This window comes from Pseudomonas sp. DCB_BI (assembly GCF_026240995.1).
Lineage (GTDB): Bacteria > Pseudomonadota > Gammaproteobacteria > Pseudomonadales > Pseudomonadaceae > Aquipseudomonas.
Map to the genome: position 1 here is coordinate 126,906 of NZ_JAPFCG010000010.1, position 17,559 is coordinate 144,464.

A 17,559-nucleotide genomic window follows, 5' to 3' on the forward strand; every position below is an offset into this window, starting at 1 on the left:
TCGGAACCAGCGACACGCCCCGCCGGTCCAGAAAAGGGTCAGGTGGCCTAAACCGGTCTAACCTGACCATTCAGCCTAGGTCCGTGCCGTGCGGACCGAAACTAAACGGTGCCACTGGCAAACCATACGAGTTGCCGGGCACCGGCGCAGAAGGAGTTGGCAATGCCCTCGCTCGATAGCCTGAACACCCTCAAGCCGCTCAAGGTCGGCGACAAGACCTACCATTACTTCAGCCTAACCGAAGCCGCCCGCCAGCTGGGTGACCTGCAACACCTGCCCATGTCGCTGAAGGTGCTGCTGGAAAACCTGCTGCGCTGGGAAGACGGCCAGACTGTAACCCGCGATGACCTGGATGCCCTCGCCCAGTGGCTGAAAGAGCGCCGCTCAGACCGCGAAATCCAGTACCGCCCGGCTCGGGTGCTGATGCAGGACTTCACCGGCGTACCGGCGGTGGTCGACCTGGCAGCCATGCGTGCCGCCATGGCCAAGGCCGGTGGCGACCCACAACGTATCAACCCGTTGTCGCCCGTTGACCTGGTGATCGACCACTCGGTGATGGTCGACCACTACGGCACGCCGCAGGCCTTCGGCGAAAACGTCGACATCGAAATGCAGCGCAACGGCGAGCGCTACGCGTTCCTGCGCTGGGGCCAGAGCGCCTTCGACAATTTCCGCGTAGTACCACCGGGTACCGGTATCTGCCACCAGGTCAACCTGGAGTACCTCGGCCGCACCGTCTGGACCCGAGAGGCCGACGGCTGCACCTACGCCTTCCCCGATACCCTGGTGGGCACCGACTCGCACACCACCATGATCAACGGCCTTGGCGTGCTCGGCTGGGGGGTTGGCGGCATCGAGGCAGAAGCGGCCATGCTCGGCCAGCCAGTGTCGATGCTGATCCCCGAAGTGATCGGCTTCAAGCTGACCGGCAAGCTGCGTGAAGGCATCACCGCCACCGACCTGGTGCTGACGGTAACGCAGATGCTGCGCAAAAAGGGTGTGGTGGGCAAGTTCGTCGAGTTCTACGGCGACGGCCTGGCCGAACTGCCGCTCGCCGACCGCGCGACCATCGCCAACATGGCACCGGAATACGGCGCTACCTGCGGTTTCTTTCCGGTCGATGATGTCACCCTCGACTACCTGCGCCTCTCGGGCCGCCCCGAAACGACCGTGCAACTGGTCGAGCAGTACTGCAAGGCCCAGGGCATGTGGCGCCTGCCCGGCCAGGAGCCGCTGTTCAGCGACACGCTGGCGCTGGACATGCACGAGGTCGAAGCGAGCCTGGCCGGGCCCAAGCGGCCTCAGGACCGTGTGGCACTGGGCCAGGTCAGCCAGGCCTTCGACCACTTCATCGAACTGCAACCCAAACCGCTGGCCAAGGAGGTGGGTCGCCTGGAAAGCGAAGGGGGTGGCGGTGTGGCAGTCGGCAACGCCGACCAGGCCGGCGAGATCGACTACAGCCATCAAGGCCAGACCCACACCCTGCGCGATGGCGCCGTGGTGATCGCCGCGATCACCTCGTGCACCAACACCTCCAACCCCAGTGTGATGATGGCTGCCGGCCTGGTGGCGAAAAAAGCCCTGGAGAAGGGCCTGCAACGCAAACCCTGGGTCAAGAGCTCGCTGGCGCCGGGTTCCAAGGTGGTTACCGAGTACTTCAATGCCGCCGGGCTCACCCCCTACCTTGATCAACTGGGTTTTGACCTGGTCGGCTATGGTTGCACCACGTGCATCGGCAATTCCGGGCCACTGGACGAGGCCATCGAGAAGGCCATCGGCAGCGCCGACCTCACCGTGGCCTCGGTGCTGTCCGGCAACCGCAACTTCGAAGGCCGCGTGCACCCGCTGGTGAAGACCAACTGGCTGGCCTCGCCACCGCTGGTAGTGGCTTACGCGCTGGCCGGTAGCGTGCGCGTGGACCTGACCCGCGACCCGTTGGGTACCGGCAAGGACGGCAAAGCGGTGTACCTGCGCGATATCTGGCCAAGCCAGCAGGAAATTGCTGCGGCCGTGGCCAAGGTCGACACGGCAATGTTCCACAAGGAATACGCCGAAGTGTTCGCCGGGGATGCGCAGTGGCAGGCTATCGAAGTGCCACAGGCCGCCACCTACGTGTGGCAGGCTGATTCCACCTACATCCAGCACCCACCGTTCTTCGAAGGCATTGGTGGGCCGCCACCCGCCATCGCCGACATCCACGGCGCGCGCGTGCTGGCGCTCTTGGGCGACTCGGTGACCACCGACCACATCTCCCCGGCCGGCAACATCAAGGCCGACAGCCCGGCGGGGCGCTACTTGCGCGAACAGGGTGTAGAACCACGCGACTTCAACTCCTATGGGTCGCGGCGCGGCAACCATGAAGTGATGATGCGCGGCACCTTTGCCAACATCCGTATCCGCAACGAAATGCTGGCAGGCGAGGAAGGCGGCAACACCTTGCACGTGCCCACAGGGGAAAAACTGTCGATCTATGACGCGGCCATGCGTTACCAGCAGGAAGGTACCCCGCTGGTTGTGATCGCCGGGCAGGAATATGGCACCGGCTCCAGCCGCGACTGGGCAGCCAAAGGCACCAACCTGCTGGGGGTCAAGGCGGTGCTGGCGGAAAGCTTCGAGCGTATTCACCGCTCCAACCTGGTGGGCATGGGCGTATTGCCGCTGCAGTTCACGGCCGGGCACGACCGCAAGCAACTGGGGCTGACCGGCAAGGAGCAAATCGATGTGCTGGGCCTGGACGGTGCGCAGGTGCGCCCAGGGATGAGCCTGACGTTACGCATCACCCGCGAGGATGGCCAACAGGAACAGATCGAGGTGCTGTGCCGGATTGATACCTTGAATGAGGTGGCGTACTTCAAGGCAGGGGGGATTCTGCATTACGTGCTGCGACAGATGATCGCCGGCTGAGGCTGGGAGGTACGGCTGGAGATTTGCGGCGCTCTCGAGACCGAGCGCCGCGCGGGCGGCGCTCGATTTCACAGGCGCCAGAGCTCCAGCGCCGAACCAAACGCAGCCACGTTAAATATTCATTCAATAAAACCAGTGGCTTGCCGATACCTGTCGAAAGCCCTGCGGACTATCACCCCATGCGTAACAACCAGCCGATTACCCAGCGAGAACGGACTTTCCCTGCTCAGCAGCGGTTGATCTCCACCACCAACGCCAAGGGCGTGATCACCTACTGCAACGATGACTTCGTCGATATCAGTGGCTTCACCCGCGAGGAACTGATCGGCGCGGCCCACAACCTGGTACGCCACCCCGACGTCCCGCCTGCGGTGTTCGCCCACATGTGGCAGACCCTCAAGCAGGGCCAGCCGTGGATGGGGATCGTCAAGAACCGCTGCAAGTCCGGCGACCATTATTGGGTCAACGCCTACGTCACGCCAATCTTCGATAACAACCAAGTGGTCGGCTTCGAGTCGGTGCGGGTCAAGCCGACCGCCGAACAGATCCGCCGCGCCGAAGCCCTGTACCAGCGCATCAACCAGAACAAGCCGCCTGTGCCGCGCCGTGACAAGTGGCTGCCGGTGCTGCAGGACTGGCTGCCGTTCATCCTGATCAGCCAGGTAGGCTTCCTGATTGGCAACTGGCTGGGCCATTCCTGGGGCTTTGTCTTGGCTGCCGGGCTTTCGGTACCGCTGGGGCTGCTCGGCCTGGGCTGGCAGCAGCGCGGCCTCAAGCGCCTGTTGCGCCTGGCCGAACAAACCACCTCCGACCCGCTGATCGCGCAGATGTACACCGACAGCCGTGGCGTGCAGGCGCGCCTGGAAATGGCCATGCTTAGCCAGGACGCACGCATGAAGACCTGCCTGACCCGCCTGCAGGACAGCGCCGAACACCTCAGCGACCAAGCGCGCCAGTCCGATGCACTGGCACACAAGAGCTCCTCCGGGCTGGAGCGCCAGCGCGTGGAGACCGAGCAGGTCGCAGCCGCCGTCAACCAGATGGCCGCCACCACCCAGGAAGTCGCCAACCACGTGCAGCGCACTGCCGACGCCACCCAGGAAGCAAACCGCTTGACCAGCCAGGGCCGGCAGATTGCCGGGGAAACCCGCGAGGCCATCGAGCGCCTGTCGGCAGCAGTAGGCGAAACCGGCCAGACGGTCACGCAACTGGCCAAGGACAGCGACGAAATTGGTGGTGTGGTCGACGTGATCAAGGGCATCGCCGACCAGACCAACCTGCTGGCACTGAACGCGGCCATCGAAGCGGCGCGTGCTGGGGAAATGGGCCGTGGCTTTGCCGTGGTGGCCGATGAAGTACGCCAGTTGGCCCAGCGTACGGCCGAATCCACCGGGCAGATCCACGGCCTGATCGCCAAGCTTCAGCAAACCGCCAGCAATGCCGTACTGACCATGGAAACCGGCCACCGTCAGGCGCAGGAAGGTGTCGAGCGGGTGATGCAGGCTGACGAGGCACTGGTAGGGATCAGCGAAGCGGTAGCCAACATCACCGACATGGCCACCCAGATTGCCGCCGCGACCGAAGAACAGACCGCAGTGGCTGACGAGATCAGCCGCAACATCAGCACCATCGCCGAACTGGCCGACCAGACCGCCGAACAGGCGCAGCATTCGGCACTGCTGAGCGAAGAGCTGACCAGCACGGCAGGCACTCAGTATTCACTGGTGGAGCGGTTCAACCGCTGACCACAGGGTTGCGCGGCCGCTTCTGCAGCGACCGCGCAAGCCACCCTGCCCGGGTTACCAGTCGAGGCTCAGACGGCTCTCGAAATAGCGCTCTTCGCCATTCAACGGATCGGTGAACCGCAGACTTTGCGCCAGCAGTTTCAACGGCCGCTGGTAGTCATCCTCTTCCTGGAGCAACTGCGGGTAAAACGGGTCATTGCTGATCCCTGCCCCCAACGCCGCCATGTGCACGCGCAACTGATGGGTCTTGCCGGTCACCGGCGACAACCCATACCGCCACAACTCACCGTTCTTTTCCAGCACCTCGGCCTGGGTTTCACTGTTGGCCTCGCCCTCAACCTCGTGCATGCGGAAAAACGGCTCGCCATGTACCAGGCGGCTTTTGTGCACCAGCGGAAACGCATGCTGCGGCATGGCTGCAGCGATGGCCTGGTAGCGCTTGTCGATGCGTCGCTCGGGGAACAGCCGCTGATAAGCGCTGCGCGTGAGTGGGTTGGCGGAGAACAGCACAAGCCCGGCGGTATGCCGGTCAATGCGATGCAACGGCACCAGGTGCGGGTTATCCAGCCTGCGGATCAGGCGACGCAGCAAGGTCTGCTCGACATATTCACCTGTCGGCGTCACCGGCAGGAAATGCGGCTTGTCGGCTACCACCAGGTGCTCGTCCACATGCAGAACCACCTCCTGCACCGGGATCGGCCGCTCGTTCGGGACCTCGCGGAAGTAGTGCAAGCGCATGCCCCGCTTGTAGGGCAACTCGGCCACAATCGCCCGCCCCTCTGCATCCAGCACCCGGCCACGGGCAAAGCGGTCAAGCCATTGGGCGCGGTCGATGGCCTTGAAATGATCACACAGGCAATCGAGCACCGTCGCCCAGTTACCGGGTGGCAGGCACACCGTGCTGGCTTGCTGGCGGGCGGGGTCGAAAGGCGTGGTCATGGCAAGGCTCGAAACGTTCACGGCCGCGCATTATCGCCCAAGCGCGCGCCCTCAACCAGCCTGAGCCAGCGCCTCGCTGCGCTCCTTCAGCCAGCGCAGCACCTGCACCGGCTCCCAGCGGCCGGGGTCGTACAAGGCGTAGAGCAACCCCTGGTAACCGACCACATCCAGCCCACGGTGATAACCAGCCCGCTGGAACAGGGCTTCAATCTCGGCGAAGCAGGTATTGAAGTGGACCTTGCCGAACGGTGTGCGGTCATCGGTTACCAGGCCTTCGAGGCGCAGTTCCAGAACGGCGTCGGCCACCCGTTCTGCGGGCATGCGGTTGACGCTGTACTTAAGTTGCTCGACGTTGAGCATGGCTTTACCTCGATACTGTATTTATATACAGCATACGAACATCCCCTTGTTGCCGTCAATGCGCTTCATTGCAGCCCCGCCAGGTAGCCGCTGCCCTTGCGAACGGTCAGCACCTGCCGCCGCGGCGTGCCGCGCGCCACGGAAAGGTGCACCCACTTGTCGAATTCGAGAATGAGTTGATCGAACGGCACGCTGCTTTCGCTGATGCGCCGCACGGTTTCCCGCGGGCTGACCTCGATCACCGTGAAGTCCGCCGCCAGCCCATGTACATGCTGGCTGTTCGAAGCACCGCCGATCAGCCGGTTGACCTTATCGCTGCGGTATCCGCTGCTGACGATGATGGGCGCGTCGAACAATGCGCGTACCTGCTCCAGCGCACAACACAGCAGTTGCAGGTTGGCCCTGGCTTCAGGCGGGGGGGTGTTATCGAACCCGTCCCTGGCGGCAAGCTGGGAAACGGTCATTTCATCGAGCGTGAAATGTGGAGTGATCAACATGGCAGACTGTTCCGATGATGGCTAAGGACACCGGCAACTGTGCGCCGGCACCTGATCATCAGCTCGCATCAACCGCCATGGAGCAGGGTTGCATCTCCCCTGCCACTGTCATTGCCCCAGGAACGTCACCACCTGTTCGGCATCGAACGGCCAATGCAGTTCGGCACCGGTGTCGCAGCGACGCAACACTGGAATGATCAGGCCGTAGCGGTCGAACAAGTGGTCGGCTTCGGCGACATCGACCAGTTCTACCAACAGGCCATGATCGACGAAAGGCATCAGCACGGCCTCGGCCACTTCGCACAGGTGGCAGCCGAGGGTGCCGAACAGTTGGCATTCAGGCAGCATGGGGCAAGTCCGGATTTGCATGCAGAGAAGCCTATTCTAGGTCGACCTCCGCCGTCGTGCACCTGGCCTGGATCAATCCTGGCTGGTGGCGCCGATACGGTGCAATGACAGGTCCGCGCCCTGAAATTCCTGTTCATGACTCAAGCGCAGGCCATGCAGCGCGCGGATGGTGCCATACACGGCAAAGCCGCCGGCCAGTGCCACCACCACGCCCATCAGGCTGCCCAGCAACTGGCTGGCCAGGCTGACACCGCCCATGCCGCCGAGTGCGACCTGGCCGAAGATACCGCAGGCAATTCCACCCCATATGCCGCACAGCCCATGCAATGGCCACACACCCAGCACGTCGTCGATCTTCCAGCGGTTCTGCGCCGCGGTGAACGTCCAGACGAACAGGGCGCCCGCCACCAGGCCCGTGGCCAGCGCCCCAATCGGGTGCATCAGGTCGGAGCCGGCGCAGATCGCCACCAGCCCGGCCAGCGGCCCGTTGTGCAGGAAGCCTGGGTCATTGCGCCCGGCCAGCAGGGCCGACAAGGTGCCGCCAACCATGGCCAGCAGCGAGTTGATCGCCACCAGGCCGCTGACGCCCTGCAAGGTCTGGGCGCTCATGACGTTGAAGCCGAACCAGCCGATGATCAGGATCCAGGAGCCCAGGGCCAGGAAGGGGATGCTGGACGGCGCAAACGCCACCAGCCGGCCGTCGCGGTAGCGCCCGCGGCGCGCGCCGAGCAGTAGCACCGCTGCCAGCGCCAGCCAGCCGCCCATGGCATGCACCACCACGGACCCGGCAAAGTCATGGAACGGCGCGCCAAAGCGCGCCTGCAGCCAGGCCTGCACGCCCAGGTTGCCGTTCCACACCACGCCCTCGAAGAACGGGTAGATGAACGCCACGATCAACGCCGTGGCACACAGTTGCGGCACGAACCGCGCGCGCTCGGCAATGCCACCGGAGATGATCGCCGGGATCGCTGCGGCAAAGGTCAGCAGGAAGAAGCACTTGACCAGTGCATAACCATGATCGGCAGCCAACGTCGCCGCCGGCTGGAAGAAGTTGACCCCGTAGGCGATCCAGTAGCCTATAAAGAAGTACACCAGCGCCGAGATGGCAAAATCGCTGAGGATCTTCGACAAGGCGTTGACCTGGTTCTTGTGGCGGACCGTGCCCACTTCGAGAAAGGCGAAGCCGGCATGCATGGCCAGCACCAGAATGGCGCCCATGAGAATGAACAAGGTATTGGAGCCGTGGACCAGGGAGTCCATCGCGCTGTGCATGTTTTCCATGAAATAGGCAGACCTGCTGAAAAAGGCACCAGGACAGTTCAAGAACCTGCATCCCTGCACCGAATCGGTGCCAACCCCCTGCCCTGTTGCGATAAGCCGGGCGAGGCCTGCGTGGTTTTTTCTTGGGTTTGTCGTGGATTGGGTTAAGGTTTATCGGTATTCGCAGCGCTGGCGCCCTGTATCGGCGCAAAACCTGCCGCCGGCGCCCCGCAACGTGGCAAAGACTTAGCAAGGCCCATACCAGCGCCGCCACTTGAACCTTCCATGCATGCCGTTACTCGAAACACCAACACTCATTGACAGGGAGAGGCCCATGGCCAGCAAATCGGCAAAGACTGCGCAAGAGATATTGATGGCTGACTTTCAAGCCTTGGTGCGAGACACCGAGAAGCTACTGGCCGACACCGCCAACCTGGCCGGCGACCAGGCCGACGAACTGCGCGGGCAGATTCACGAGCGCCTGGCCCAGGCCCGCGAAAGCCTGCAACTGACCCAGGACTCACTGCGCGATCGTGGCCAGGCGGCGCTGGGCAATGCCGAACAGTACGTCCAGGAAAACCCATGGCAGGCCATTGGCATCGCCGCTGGCGTCGGCCTGTTGATCGGCCTGCTGGCCAACCGGCGCTAAAGGGGTTCCCATGGAGAATGAAGCCAACGGCGCCAGCGCCTCGGGCAGGCGCCTGGGCGCTGCCGCGCTGGGGCTGCTGCACAGCCACATCGAACTGTTCGGCATCGAGTTGCAGGAGCAGAAAGGCCGTACGCTGAGCCTGTTGCTGTTCGCAGGCCTGGCACTGGTGTTCGCCCTGCTGCTGCTGACCGCACTGTCCGGGTTGTTGCTGGTACTGCTGTGGGACAGCTATCGCCTCGCCGGCATCATCGGCCTGTGCGTGTTTTATGGCATTGCCGCACTGTATTGCGGGTTGCGCCTGAAGGCGGCGGTGTTCGACGAATCGTCGCCGTTCGGCGCCACCCTCGAAGAACTTGCCAAGGACCGGGAGCGCCTGTTGCCATGAGCCTGCCAGAACTGCCGAACACGCGTAACCCGCGCGAACTGCGCAAGGCGTTGCTGCGCTTGCGCATGGAGATGCACCGCCAGGAAATCCGCCACGAATCCGGACAGATGCTGGAGCCGCTGCGCCGTGTGCGTGGCATGGGCAACTCGCTGCAGGATGGGCTAGGGATCAAGCATGCTCCCCTGTGGGGGATCGGCGCAGTGGTGGCGCTGGGTTTCCTCACTGGCAAGGGGGTGCGCAGTGGCAATCTGGCGCGCCTGGTACGCCTTGGCAGCAGCCTGCTGCCGTTGGTGCGCCTGTATCTGCAAGGCAACCGCCGCCCCTGAGCACTGCGCGCTTCCGGTAGAAGCAGCCCTGCGCCGCGAAGGCGCCTGTCGCGACGATACCTCGGTATCGATAAACGGGCCGCTTCGCCGCACAAGGCTGCTGCTACAGGATATGCTGCTGCTCTCGAACCACAGGAGACTGCGCCTTGGACTGGCATACCCTGCTTACCCGCGAGCGCCTGGGCAAAGCGCTGTACAGCGCCGATGAACTCGGGCGCAGCCCCTTCCACAAAGACCACGACCGCATCATCTTCTCCGGTGCCTTCCGCCGCCTCGGGCGCAAGACCCAAGTGCACCCGGTTACCAGCAACGACCACATCCACACGCGCCTGACCCATTCGCTGGAAGTCAGCTGCGTCGGGCGTTCGCTGGGCATGCGCGTCGGCGAAACCCTGCGCGACAGCCTGCCGGACTGGTGTGCGCCCAGTGACCTGGGGATGATCGTGCAGTCAGCCTGCCTGGCCCACGACATCGGCAACCCGCCGTTCGGCCACTCCGGCGAAGATGCGATCCGCCACTGGTTCCAGCAGGCAGCCGGACGTGGCTGGCTCGATGACATGAGCGACGACGAGCGAGCCGACTTCCTCAACTTCGAAGGTAACGCCCAGGGCTTTCGCGTCCTCACCCAACTGGAGTATCACCAGTTCGACGGTGGTACCCGGCTGACCTACGCCACCCTCGGCACCTACCTCAAGTACCCCTGGAGCGCCCGTCACGCCGATGCCTTGGGCTACAAGAAACACAAATTCGGCAGCTACCAGAGCGAACTGCCCCTGCTTGAACAAATCGCCCGCAAGCTCGGCCTGCCGCAACTGGAGCACCAACGCTGGGCACGTCACCCGCTGGTGTACCTGATGGAGGCGGCCGATGACATCTGCTACGCGCTGATCGACCTGGAAGACGGCCTGGAGATGGAGCTGCTGGAATACGCCGAAGTCGAAGCGCTGCTGCTCGATCTTGTCGGCGACGACCTGCCGGAAACCTACCGCCAGCTCGGCCCCCGCGACTCCCGTCGGCGCAAGCTGGCAATCCTGCGCGGCAAGGCCATCGAACACCTGACCAATGCCGCCGCCCAAGCCTTCGTCGAACAGCAAAAGGCCTTGCTGGCCGGTCAACTGGCGGGCGACCTGGTCGAGCACATGCACGGCCCGGCCAAGCGCTGCGTGCTGCAGGCCAAGGACATGGCGCGCAACAAGATCTTCCAGGACAAGCGCAAGACCCTGCACGAGATCGGCGCCTACACCACACTGGAGATCTTGCTGAATACCTTCTGCGGTGCAGCGCTTGAACAGCATGGTGGGCGCACCCCATCGTTCAAGAGCCGGCGGGTACTGGACCTGATCGGCAACAATGCTCCAGACCCGCACGCCTCGCTGCACAGCGCGTTCCTGCGCATGATCGACTTCATCGCCGGCATGACCGACAGCTACGCCAGTGAAATGGCCCGTGAAATGACCGGGCGCTCCAGCCCCACCTGACCGCGTTGGTGCAGCCTGGGCCCAGCCCGGCGCTGCACCGCGCGTTGCAGGAAACTTCCTACATTTGTTGATGGGTGATTAAACAGCACGAATAAAATGCAATGAAAAGTGACCAAACACACTTTGACATTGAGTTGAACGCGCCTATTTCGTAGCCCGTTTTGTTTTATCTTGTAAGCCATTTCCCATATGGGGCTTATAGCCCTTCCTCGCATGCCCGGCGACTTCCAACTGCGATAAGGTGCGCGCTGTCACCCTCATCGACCGCAGGGAATTTGAACATGCATTCCATATTTATTGTCGACGACCACCCGGTCATCCGCCTGGCCGTCCGTATGCTGCTGGAAAACCAGAACTACAAGATTGTCGGCGAGTCGGACAACGGTGTGGACGCTATGCAGATGATCCGTGAGAGCAACCCCGACCTGGTCATCCTCGACATCAGCATCCCCAAGCTAGACGGCCTGGAGGTACTCGCCCGTTTCCAGGCCATGGCCCTGCCCATGAAGGTTCTGGTACTCACTGCACAGTCCCCGGCATTGTTTGCCGTGCGCTGCATGCATTCAGGCGCTGCCGGTTACGTGTGCAAGCAGGAAGACCTGAGTGAACTGCTCAGTGCAATCAAGGCCGTCCTCGCGGGTTATAACTACTTCCCTAGCCAGGCAATAAAGCACAACCAGGTGACCAACACCGACCTGCAACTTTTCCGCCAGGTAAATGATCGTGAACTGATGGTCCTGCAACTTTTCGCCCAAGGCCGCAGCAACAAGGAAATTGCCAAGGGCATGTTCCTCAGCAGCAAGACGGTGAGTACCTACAAAAAACGCCTCATGCACAAGTTGCAGGTCAATACGCTGGTCGACCTGATCGAGATGGCCAAGCGCAACGCACTGGTCTGAGGGTGATCATGGCCCGCCCTGCCGTCTGCCTCATGCTCGCCCTGCTGCTGTTCAGCGGCCTGGCACGTGCAGCACAACCCGAAGTCTCATCTTATGCGTTGCTGGCGCGCTCCTCCGCCCGGCCGGTCCAGCCTGTGCTCACGGCCGAGCAACAACAATGGCTGGAAGACCGGCACGAGCTGGTGCTGGGTACCTCGGCACCCGATTACCCCCCCTTCGACATCACCAGTGGCGGCCGTGACTACCAGGGACTCACCGCCGAGTACGCCAGCCTGATCGGCAAAGCCTTGCGATTGCCAGTGCGGGTACTGCGGTTCTCCAGCCGCCAGGCCGCGGTGGAGGCACTCAGGCACGGCGATATCGACCTGCTGGGCAGCGCCAATGGCTACGAGGCCAGCAGCGACGGCCTGGCGCTGTCGCACCCCTATGCCATCGACCAACCGGTGATGGTGACGCGCGAAGACGAAAGCCGACCGCTGGACACGGGCCTGGACGGTATGCGCTTGGGCATGCTTTACCACTATTTGCCCAAGGAGGAGGTCCTCGGCGCCTACCCGAAGGCCGAACTGTTAGCCTTCAGTTCCTCCAGCCAGGCACTCAATGCCGTCGCATTCGGCCAGGCTGACGTGTTCATCGGCGACACCATCTCTACCCACTACCTGCTCAACCGTGGCCATCTGCCGCGGCTGCGCATGGCCAACTTCGGCAAGCACGAGGCCATTGGTTTCGGCTTTGCCCTGCGCCAACAGGACACCCTGCTGAGGGCGTTGGTGAACACCATCCTCGATAGCCAGCCCGCCACCCTGCGTGCCAGCATCTTCAAGCGCTGGAGCGCCGGCAGCGACTTGCTGCTCACCGACCGCAAGCTGCGACTGAGCGAAAGCGAGGAGCAGTGGCTTCAGGATCACCCGGTAATGCGCGTGGCCATCGACGACACCGCGGCCCCGTTATCCTATTTCGACGGCTCGGGGCATTTTCGCGGCATCACCGCCGATCTGCTGGAACTCATTCGCCTGCGCACCGGTTTGCGCTTCGAAGTACAGCGTGCCACTGGCATCGCCGACATGATTGCCCGCCTGAAGGATGGCCGCGCCGATGTCATCGCCGCACTGGCCATCACAGGCGAGGGCGAGGAGGACCTGCAAATCAGCCGGTCCTACCTGGAAAGCACCTACGTACTGGTCAGCCGCAAGGACAACCTGGCCTCGAGTTCACTCGAACAGTTACAAGGGCATCGCATCGCCATTACCCGCTACAGCGCCATGGATACCATGCTGTCGCGGCATTATCCGCAAATCGGCTGGGTCAAGAGCGAGAGCGCGTTCTACTCCATGGCGCTGCTCAACAGCGGCGCTGTCGATGCAGTCATCACCACCTTGATCGATGCCAACCATGCCTTGTCCAGCAACCCCGAACTGGTCATCCGCACCGCGATAGGCAGCGAACCTGCCAACTACGCCATGGTCACCAGTGCCCCGTCACCGGCGCTGGTATCGATCCTCGACAAGGCTCTGCAGAGCATCTCGCCGGAAGAACTGGGGGTAATCAACAACCGCTGGCGCGGGTTCAGCCTCCATGAGGACAGTAAAAGCCAGGGTTACCGGCGGCTTGCGCTGCAAGTAGTGCTGGGCACGGCGGTACTGTTGCTGCTGGCCTTGCTCTGGAACGCGCGCCTGCGCCTGCAAATTCGCCAGCGCCAGCAAGCGGAACGGGCGCTGAACGACCAGTTGGCGTTCATGCGCGCCCTGCTCAACGGCACCCCTCACCCGATTTACGTTCGGGACCGCGAGTGCCGCCTGCAAAGTTGCAACTACAGCTATTTGGAAGCCGTGCAAGCCCGCTCCGATCAGGTTATCGGCAAGCGGCTGGACGCCAGCCTGTTCGCCGCCCCCGCGCAAAGCCGGCAGATCCAGGCCGACTACCTGAAAGTCATGGCTGAGGGTTCGCCACTGATCATGGACCGGCCATTACGCATCAGGGGCCGGGACATGACCATCTACCACTGGATTTTGCCGTATCGCGACTCGCTGGGTGAGGTGCAGGGCATCATCGGTGGCTGGATCGATATCAGCGACCGTCGCCAGCTGGTCACGGAGCTGCGTCAGGCCAAGCAGCAGGCCGACGATGCCAACCGTGCCAAAAGCACCTTCCTGGCCACCATCAGCCACGAAATACGCACGCCGATGAACGCGGTCATCGGCATGCTCGAACTGGCGGTCAAGCGGGCTGACCAGGGTCGGGTTGACCGCAATGCGCTGGAGCTGGCGCACCATTCGGCCAAGGACCTGCTGGGCCTGATCGGCGACATTCTCGATATCGTGCGCATCGAGTCCGGGCACTTGTCGCTGGCTCCTGAGGCGGTCGACCTGGCTGCCCTGATCGAATCGGTGGGGCGTATCTTCGACGGCCAGGCGCGGCAAAAAGGCCTGGCACTGGAAGTGATGATCGCGCCCGCCGCACGCTGCCACGCGCTGCTCGATCCCCTGCGCTTCAAGCAGGTGCTGTCGAACCTGGTGAGCAATGCCATCAAATTCACCGAACACGGCCAGGTGCGTATCCATGCCAGGCTGCTGGATGACGGCACCAGCACACCGGCAATCCTGGAGCTGGAGGTGCGTGACAGTGGCATCGGCATCCACGCCGACGACCTACAGCGTCTGTTCAACCCGTTCATCCAGGCCAACCCCCATAGCCAGGGCGCCCGTGCAGGCACCGGGCTGGGCCTGGCGATCTGCCGCAACCTGTGCGAAATGATGGGTGGCAGCCTGAGCATCAAGAGCCTGGAGGATGTCGGCACCCAAGTGCGCCTGAAAATGCCTCTGCAACGGGTTGACGCCGAGGCACTGCCGGCCCCGCAGCTAGAAAACCTCGACGTGCCCGACCCACGGTTGAACGTGCTGGTAATCGATGACCACCCGGCCAACCTGCAATTGATGGCGCAACAGCTTGGCTACCTGGGCCTGCAACACGCCAGCGCCCGTGATGGCCGCGAGGGCTTGGCCACCTGGCGGGCGGGCAACTTCGACGTGCTGGTGCTCGACTGCAATATGCCGCACATGAACGGTTACCAGCTGGCGACCGCCATCCGTACCGAAGAACGCCATGGCAAGCGCCCGCGCTGCACCATCCTTGGCTACACCGCCAACGCCCAGCCAGAAGTCCGCCGCAAGTGCCTGAGCGCCGGCATGGACGACTGCCTGCTCAAGCCCATCAGCCTGAGCACCCTGAGCCAGCGTCTGGCTGGCGTGCGCCCGCGCCACCAGCACCCCCTCCGGCGCAAGCTGTACCAGCTGGACGGCTTGGCTGCAGTGGTCGGGCCAGACCCTGGCGACCGCCAGCGCTTCCTGCAAGCCTTGCAGCAAAGCCTGCGGGCCGACCTGGAAAGCCTGATGGCACTGCATCCGCAGCAAGGCGACAGCGCCATTGCCGAGCAGGCGCACAAGGTGCTGAGTGCCGCACGCATGCTGGACGCGCCCTACCTGATGGCGGCCTGCGAAGCGCTGCAGGCCAGCGATTTGACCACCGCACAGCAACGCCAACTGCGCCAGGCACTGGCCCGGCATATGTGCCGGGTCGAACGGGCACTGGCCAGGGACCTGAATGCAAGCACATGCACTCAGGCAGGCAGCCAGACGTGTTAACTGGTAGACTGCGCGGCGTTATTACCTAAGAGGATTGTTTCATGGCCACAAACCGCTCCCGTCGTCTGCGCAAAAAGCTGTGTGTCGACGAGTTTCAGGAATTGGGCTTCGAGCTGAACCTGGAATTCAAGGAAGATCTGGATGACCAGGCAATCGATGCTTTCCTCGATGCGTTCCTGGCAGACGCCATGGATGCCAACGGCCTGGACTATGTAGGCGGTGACGATTATGGCCTGGTGTGCTCGGTCAAGCGTGGCTCGGTTACCGAAGAACAGCGCGCTGCCGTTGAAGCCTGGCTCAAAGGCCGCAGCGAACTGACCAAAATCGAAGTCAGCCCACTGCTGGACGCCTGGTACCCGGAAAAACCGATCAACAAGGCCGAGTGATACTCAGCCCGGCTTGATCGATCAAAAGGCCACCTCACTGAGGTGGCCTTTTTTATTGGCGATGCTTTTCCGTCGAACGTGGCGCATCGTCGCCACGCTTGGGGCATAATGCGTACTCTTTACGTCGTGGGGCCATCATCTCCTTACAGCCCCAAAGCCCTTTTCCCTCGCTGCAGGGTATTTATCCATTATGATCAAAACGCTTCGTCCCTTCGTTCTTGCCGGCCTGCTGTTGCCAATCGCCTTGCCCAGCCATGCCGCCGCTGTCAACACTACCCTGCCTGCCAAGGTTCAACAGGCGCTCAAGGCCAACAAGTTGCAGGACACCGCGCTATCGCTGGTGATGCTGCCGCTGGACGGGCCTGGCACCCCGACCGTGTTCAATGCCGATGTGTCGGTGAACCCGGCCTCGACCATGAAACTAGTCACCACCTATGCCGCCCTTGAGCTGCTTGGCCCAACCTTCCAGTGGAAAACCGAGTTCTACACCGACGGTACCCTGAGCAACGGCGTGCTCAACGGCAACCTGTACCTGAAAGGTGGCGGTGACCCGAAACTGAACATGGAAAAGCTCTGGCTGCTCATGCGTGACCTGCGCGCCAATGGCGTGCGCACGGTTACCGGTGACCTGGTGCTGGACCGTAGCCACTTCGTGCAACCCAACCTGCCGCAGTTCAATGATGATGGCGGCGACGTCAACAAGCCGTTCCTGGTCAAGCCCGACTCGCTGCTGGTCAACCTCAAGGCCTTGCGCTTCGTGGCCCGCAACGACGGCGGCAAAGTCACTGTCGCGGTCGAGCCGCCAATTGCCAGCATCCGCATCGACAACCAGGTCAAAGCCGTGGCGTCGAAACAGTGCAGCGGTGATGTGCGCTACAACCCGGTGCCCCAGGCCGATGGCATCAGCGTAACGGTCAGCGGCCAACTGGGTGACGGCTGCAATTCGCAGACCTACCTGTCACTGCTCGACCACCCGACCTACGCCGCCGGTGCCGTGCGAGCGATCTGGAACGAACTGGGCGGCACCATCCAGGGTGCTGACCGCATCGAGAATGTGCCGAAGAGTGCCCGCCTGTTGGCCCGCGCGTTCTCGCCGGACCTGGTCGAAGTGATCCGCGACATCAACAAGTACAGCAACAACACCATGGCCCAGCAGCTGTTCCTGAGCCTTGGCGCACAGTTCCGCACCGATGCCGATGGCGACGACGCCCGCGCTGCCCAGCGCGTGGTGCGCCAGTGGCTGGCGAAGAAAGGCATTACCGCGCCGCACCTGGTGATGGAAAACGGTTCTGGCCTGTCGCGCGCCGAGCGGGTCAGCACCCGGGAAATGGCCGAGATGCTGCGGGCTGCCTGGAAGAGCCCCTACGCGGCCGAGTTCATGAGCTCGATGCCACTGGTGGGCATGGACGGTACCATGCGCAAGCGCCTCAAGCGCACCGCCATGGCCGGTGAAGGGCACATCAAGACCGGCACACTGAACACCGTGCGGGCGATTGCCGGCTTCAGCCGGGACAGCAACGGCCATACCTGGGCGGTGGCGGCGATCCTCAACGACCCGAAACCGTGGGGTGCCTCGCAGGTGCTGGACCAGGTGCTGCTGGACCTGTATCGCCAGCCGAAACTGGCTGGCAGCACTGCAGCCAATTGATTGCAGTGCGCGGGTAAAACCGCCCCCACAGGCATTGCAGCGCTTGCAAAACCGTGCAAGCCCTGTGGGGGCGGCTCTAGCCGTGAAAAGGCCG

At 63.0% G+C, this 17,559-nt stretch carries 15 protein-coding genes; 10 read left to right on the plus strand and 5 right to left on the minus strand.

Annotation, left to right across the window (positions count from 1 at the left end; genetic code table 11):
• Positions 1–162 precede the first annotated feature (162 nt).
• Both acnA and OO258_RS13065 read left to right on the plus strand, forming a co-directional pair.
• Positions 163–2,904 (plus strand): aconitate hydratase AcnA, encoded by a 2,742-nt coding sequence (gene acnA / locus OO258_RS13060; RefSeq protein ID WP_266030894.1) that lies wholly within the window; start codon positions 163–165, stop codon positions 2,902–2,904.
• A gap of 179 nt (positions 2,905–3,083) precedes the next feature.
• Positions 3,084–4,649 carry a methyl-accepting chemotaxis protein gene (locus OO258_RS13065; RefSeq protein WP_266030895.1) on the plus strand — a complete coding sequence of 522 codons (1,566 nt, stop codon included), beginning with the start codon at positions 3,084–3,086 and terminating at the stop codon, positions 4,647–4,649.
• Positions 4,650–4,703: 54 nt separating this feature from the next.
• Here OO258_RS13065 and OO258_RS13070 read toward each other — a convergent pair whose 3' ends face one another.
• The 5 genes from OO258_RS13070 to OO258_RS13090 all read right to left on the minus strand — a co-directional run bounded on the left by OO258_RS13070 (position 4,704) and on the right by OO258_RS13090 (position 8,074).
• Complete coding sequence (locus OO258_RS13070) at positions 4,704–5,588, minus strand: pseudouridine synthase (protein ID WP_266030896.1); 885 nt, start codon at positions 5,586–5,588, stop codon at positions 4,704–4,706.
• A 51-nt stretch (positions 5,589–5,639) separates the two neighbouring features.
• Positions 5,640–5,948: a transcriptional regulator gene (locus tag OO258_RS13075; protein ID WP_266030897.1), complete on the minus strand. Its 309-nt coding sequence runs from the start codon at positions 5,946–5,948 to the stop codon at positions 5,640–5,642.
• Between the two features lie 65 nt (positions 5,949–6,013).
• Positions 6,014–6,445 (minus strand): D-Ala-D-Ala carboxypeptidase family metallohydrolase, encoded by a 432-nt coding sequence (locus OO258_RS13080; protein ID WP_266030899.1) that lies wholly within the window; start codon positions 6,443–6,445, stop codon positions 6,014–6,016.
• Between the two features lie 108 nt (positions 6,446–6,553).
• A complete protein-coding gene (locus OO258_RS13085; protein WP_110745818.1) occupies positions 6,554–6,793 on the minus strand; it encodes a glutaredoxin family protein in 240 nt (79 codons plus the stop codon).
• Positions 6,794–6,865: 72 nt separating this feature from the next.
• Positions 6,866–8,074, minus strand: a complete 1,209-nt coding sequence (locus tag OO258_RS13090) for an ammonium transporter (protein WP_266030903.1) — start codon at positions 8,072–8,074, stop codon at positions 6,866–6,868.
• Positions 8,075–8,387: 313 nt separating this feature from the next.
• Between OO258_RS13090 and OO258_RS13095 the strand changes: the two genes are divergently transcribed.
• The 8 genes from OO258_RS13095 (at position 8,388) to dacB (ending at position 17,465) form a co-directional block, all read left to right on the plus strand.
• Positions 8,388–8,702 (plus strand): DUF883 family protein, encoded by a 315-nt coding sequence (locus OO258_RS13095; protein WP_110745820.1) that lies wholly within the window; start codon positions 8,388–8,390, stop codon positions 8,700–8,702.
• A 10-nt stretch (positions 8,703–8,712) separates the two neighbouring features.
• On the plus strand, positions 8,713–9,087 hold the full coding sequence (locus tag OO258_RS13100; protein WP_110745821.1) for a phage holin family protein: 375 nt from the start codon (positions 8,713–8,715) through the stop codon (positions 9,085–9,087).
• Positions 9,084–9,413, plus strand: coding sequence for a hypothetical protein (locus OO258_RS13105; RefSeq protein ID WP_110745822.1), 330 nt, complete (start codon positions 9,084–9,086; stop codon positions 9,411–9,413). Before OO258_RS13100 ends, OO258_RS13105 begins: the two co-directional genes overlap by 4 nt.
• Positions 9,414–9,559: 146 nt before the next feature.
• Positions 9,560–10,891: a deoxyguanosinetriphosphate triphosphohydrolase gene (locus OO258_RS13110; protein WP_266030906.1), complete on the plus strand. Its 1,332-nt coding sequence runs from the start codon at positions 9,560–9,562 to the stop codon at positions 10,889–10,891.
• Between the two features lie 281 nt (positions 10,892–11,172).
• Complete coding sequence (locus OO258_RS13115; RefSeq protein ID WP_110745824.1) at positions 11,173–11,790, plus strand: response regulator transcription factor; 618 nt, start codon at positions 11,173–11,175, stop codon at positions 11,788–11,790.
• Positions 11,791–11,798: 8 nt separating this feature from the next.
• Positions 11,799–15,431 carry a transporter substrate-binding domain-containing protein gene (locus tag OO258_RS13120; protein WP_266030908.1) on the plus strand — a complete coding sequence of 1,211 codons (3,633 nt, stop codon included), beginning with the start codon at positions 11,799–11,801 and terminating at the stop codon, positions 15,429–15,431.
• A gap of 41 nt (positions 15,432–15,472) precedes the next feature.
• Positions 15,473–15,817, plus strand: coding sequence for a YggL family protein (locus OO258_RS13125; protein ID WP_110745825.1), 345 nt, complete (start codon positions 15,473–15,475; stop codon positions 15,815–15,817).
• Positions 15,818–16,007: 190 nt separating this feature from the next.
• Positions 16,008–17,465 (plus strand): D-alanyl-D-alanine carboxypeptidase/D-alanyl-D-alanine-endopeptidase, encoded by a 1,458-nt coding sequence (gene dacB / locus OO258_RS13130; RefSeq protein WP_110745826.1) that lies wholly within the window; start codon positions 16,008–16,010, stop codon positions 17,463–17,465.
• The last annotated feature ends 94 nt before the right edge of the window (positions 17,466–17,559 follow it).

Bases quoted from the DNA above. Each gene is read 5' to 3' on its own strand.
- acnA (WP_266030894.1), top strand. From the start codon at position 163: ATGCCCTCGCTCGATAGCCTGAACACCCTCAAGCCGCTCAAGGTCGGC.
- OO258_RS13065 (WP_266030895.1), top strand. From the start codon at position 3,084: ATGCGTAACAACCAGCCGATTACCCAGCGAGAACGGACTTTCCCTGCT.
- OO258_RS13070 (WP_266030896.1), bottom strand. From the start codon at position 5,588: ATGACCACGCCTTTCGACCCCGCCCGCCAGCAAGCCAGCACGGTGTGC.
- OO258_RS13075 (WP_266030897.1), bottom strand. From the start codon at position 5,948: ATGCTCAACGTCGAGCAACTTAAGTACAGCGTCAACCGCATGCCCGCA.
- OO258_RS13080 (WP_266030899.1), bottom strand. From the start codon at position 6,445: ATGTTGATCACTCCACATTTCACGCTCGATGAAATGACCGTTTCCCAG.
- OO258_RS13085 (WP_110745818.1), bottom strand. From the start codon at position 6,793: ATGCTGCCTGAATGCCAACTGTTCGGCACCCTCGGCTGCCACCTGTGC.
- OO258_RS13090 (WP_266030903.1), bottom strand. From the start codon at position 8,074: ATGGAAAACATGCACAGCGCGATGGACTCCCTGGTCCACGGCTCCAAT.
- OO258_RS13095 (WP_110745820.1), top strand. From the start codon at position 8,388: ATGGCCAGCAAATCGGCAAAGACTGCGCAAGAGATATTGATGGCTGAC.
- OO258_RS13100 (WP_110745821.1), top strand. From the start codon at position 8,713: ATGGAGAATGAAGCCAACGGCGCCAGCGCCTCGGGCAGGCGCCTGGGC.
- OO258_RS13105 (WP_110745822.1), top strand. From the start codon at position 9,084: ATGAGCCTGCCAGAACTGCCGAACACGCGTAACCCGCGCGAACTGCGC.
- OO258_RS13115 (WP_110745824.1), top strand. From the start codon at position 11,173: ATGCATTCCATATTTATTGTCGACGACCACCCGGTCATCCGCCTGGCC.
- OO258_RS13120 (WP_266030908.1), top strand. From the start codon at position 11,799: ATGGCCCGCCCTGCCGTCTGCCTCATGCTCGCCCTGCTGCTGTTCAGC.
- OO258_RS13125 (WP_110745825.1), top strand. From the start codon at position 15,473: ATGGCCACAAACCGCTCCCGTCGTCTGCGCAAAAAGCTGTGTGTCGAC.
- dacB (WP_110745826.1), top strand. From the start codon at position 16,008: ATGATCAAAACGCTTCGTCCCTTCGTTCTTGCCGGCCTGCTGTTGCCA.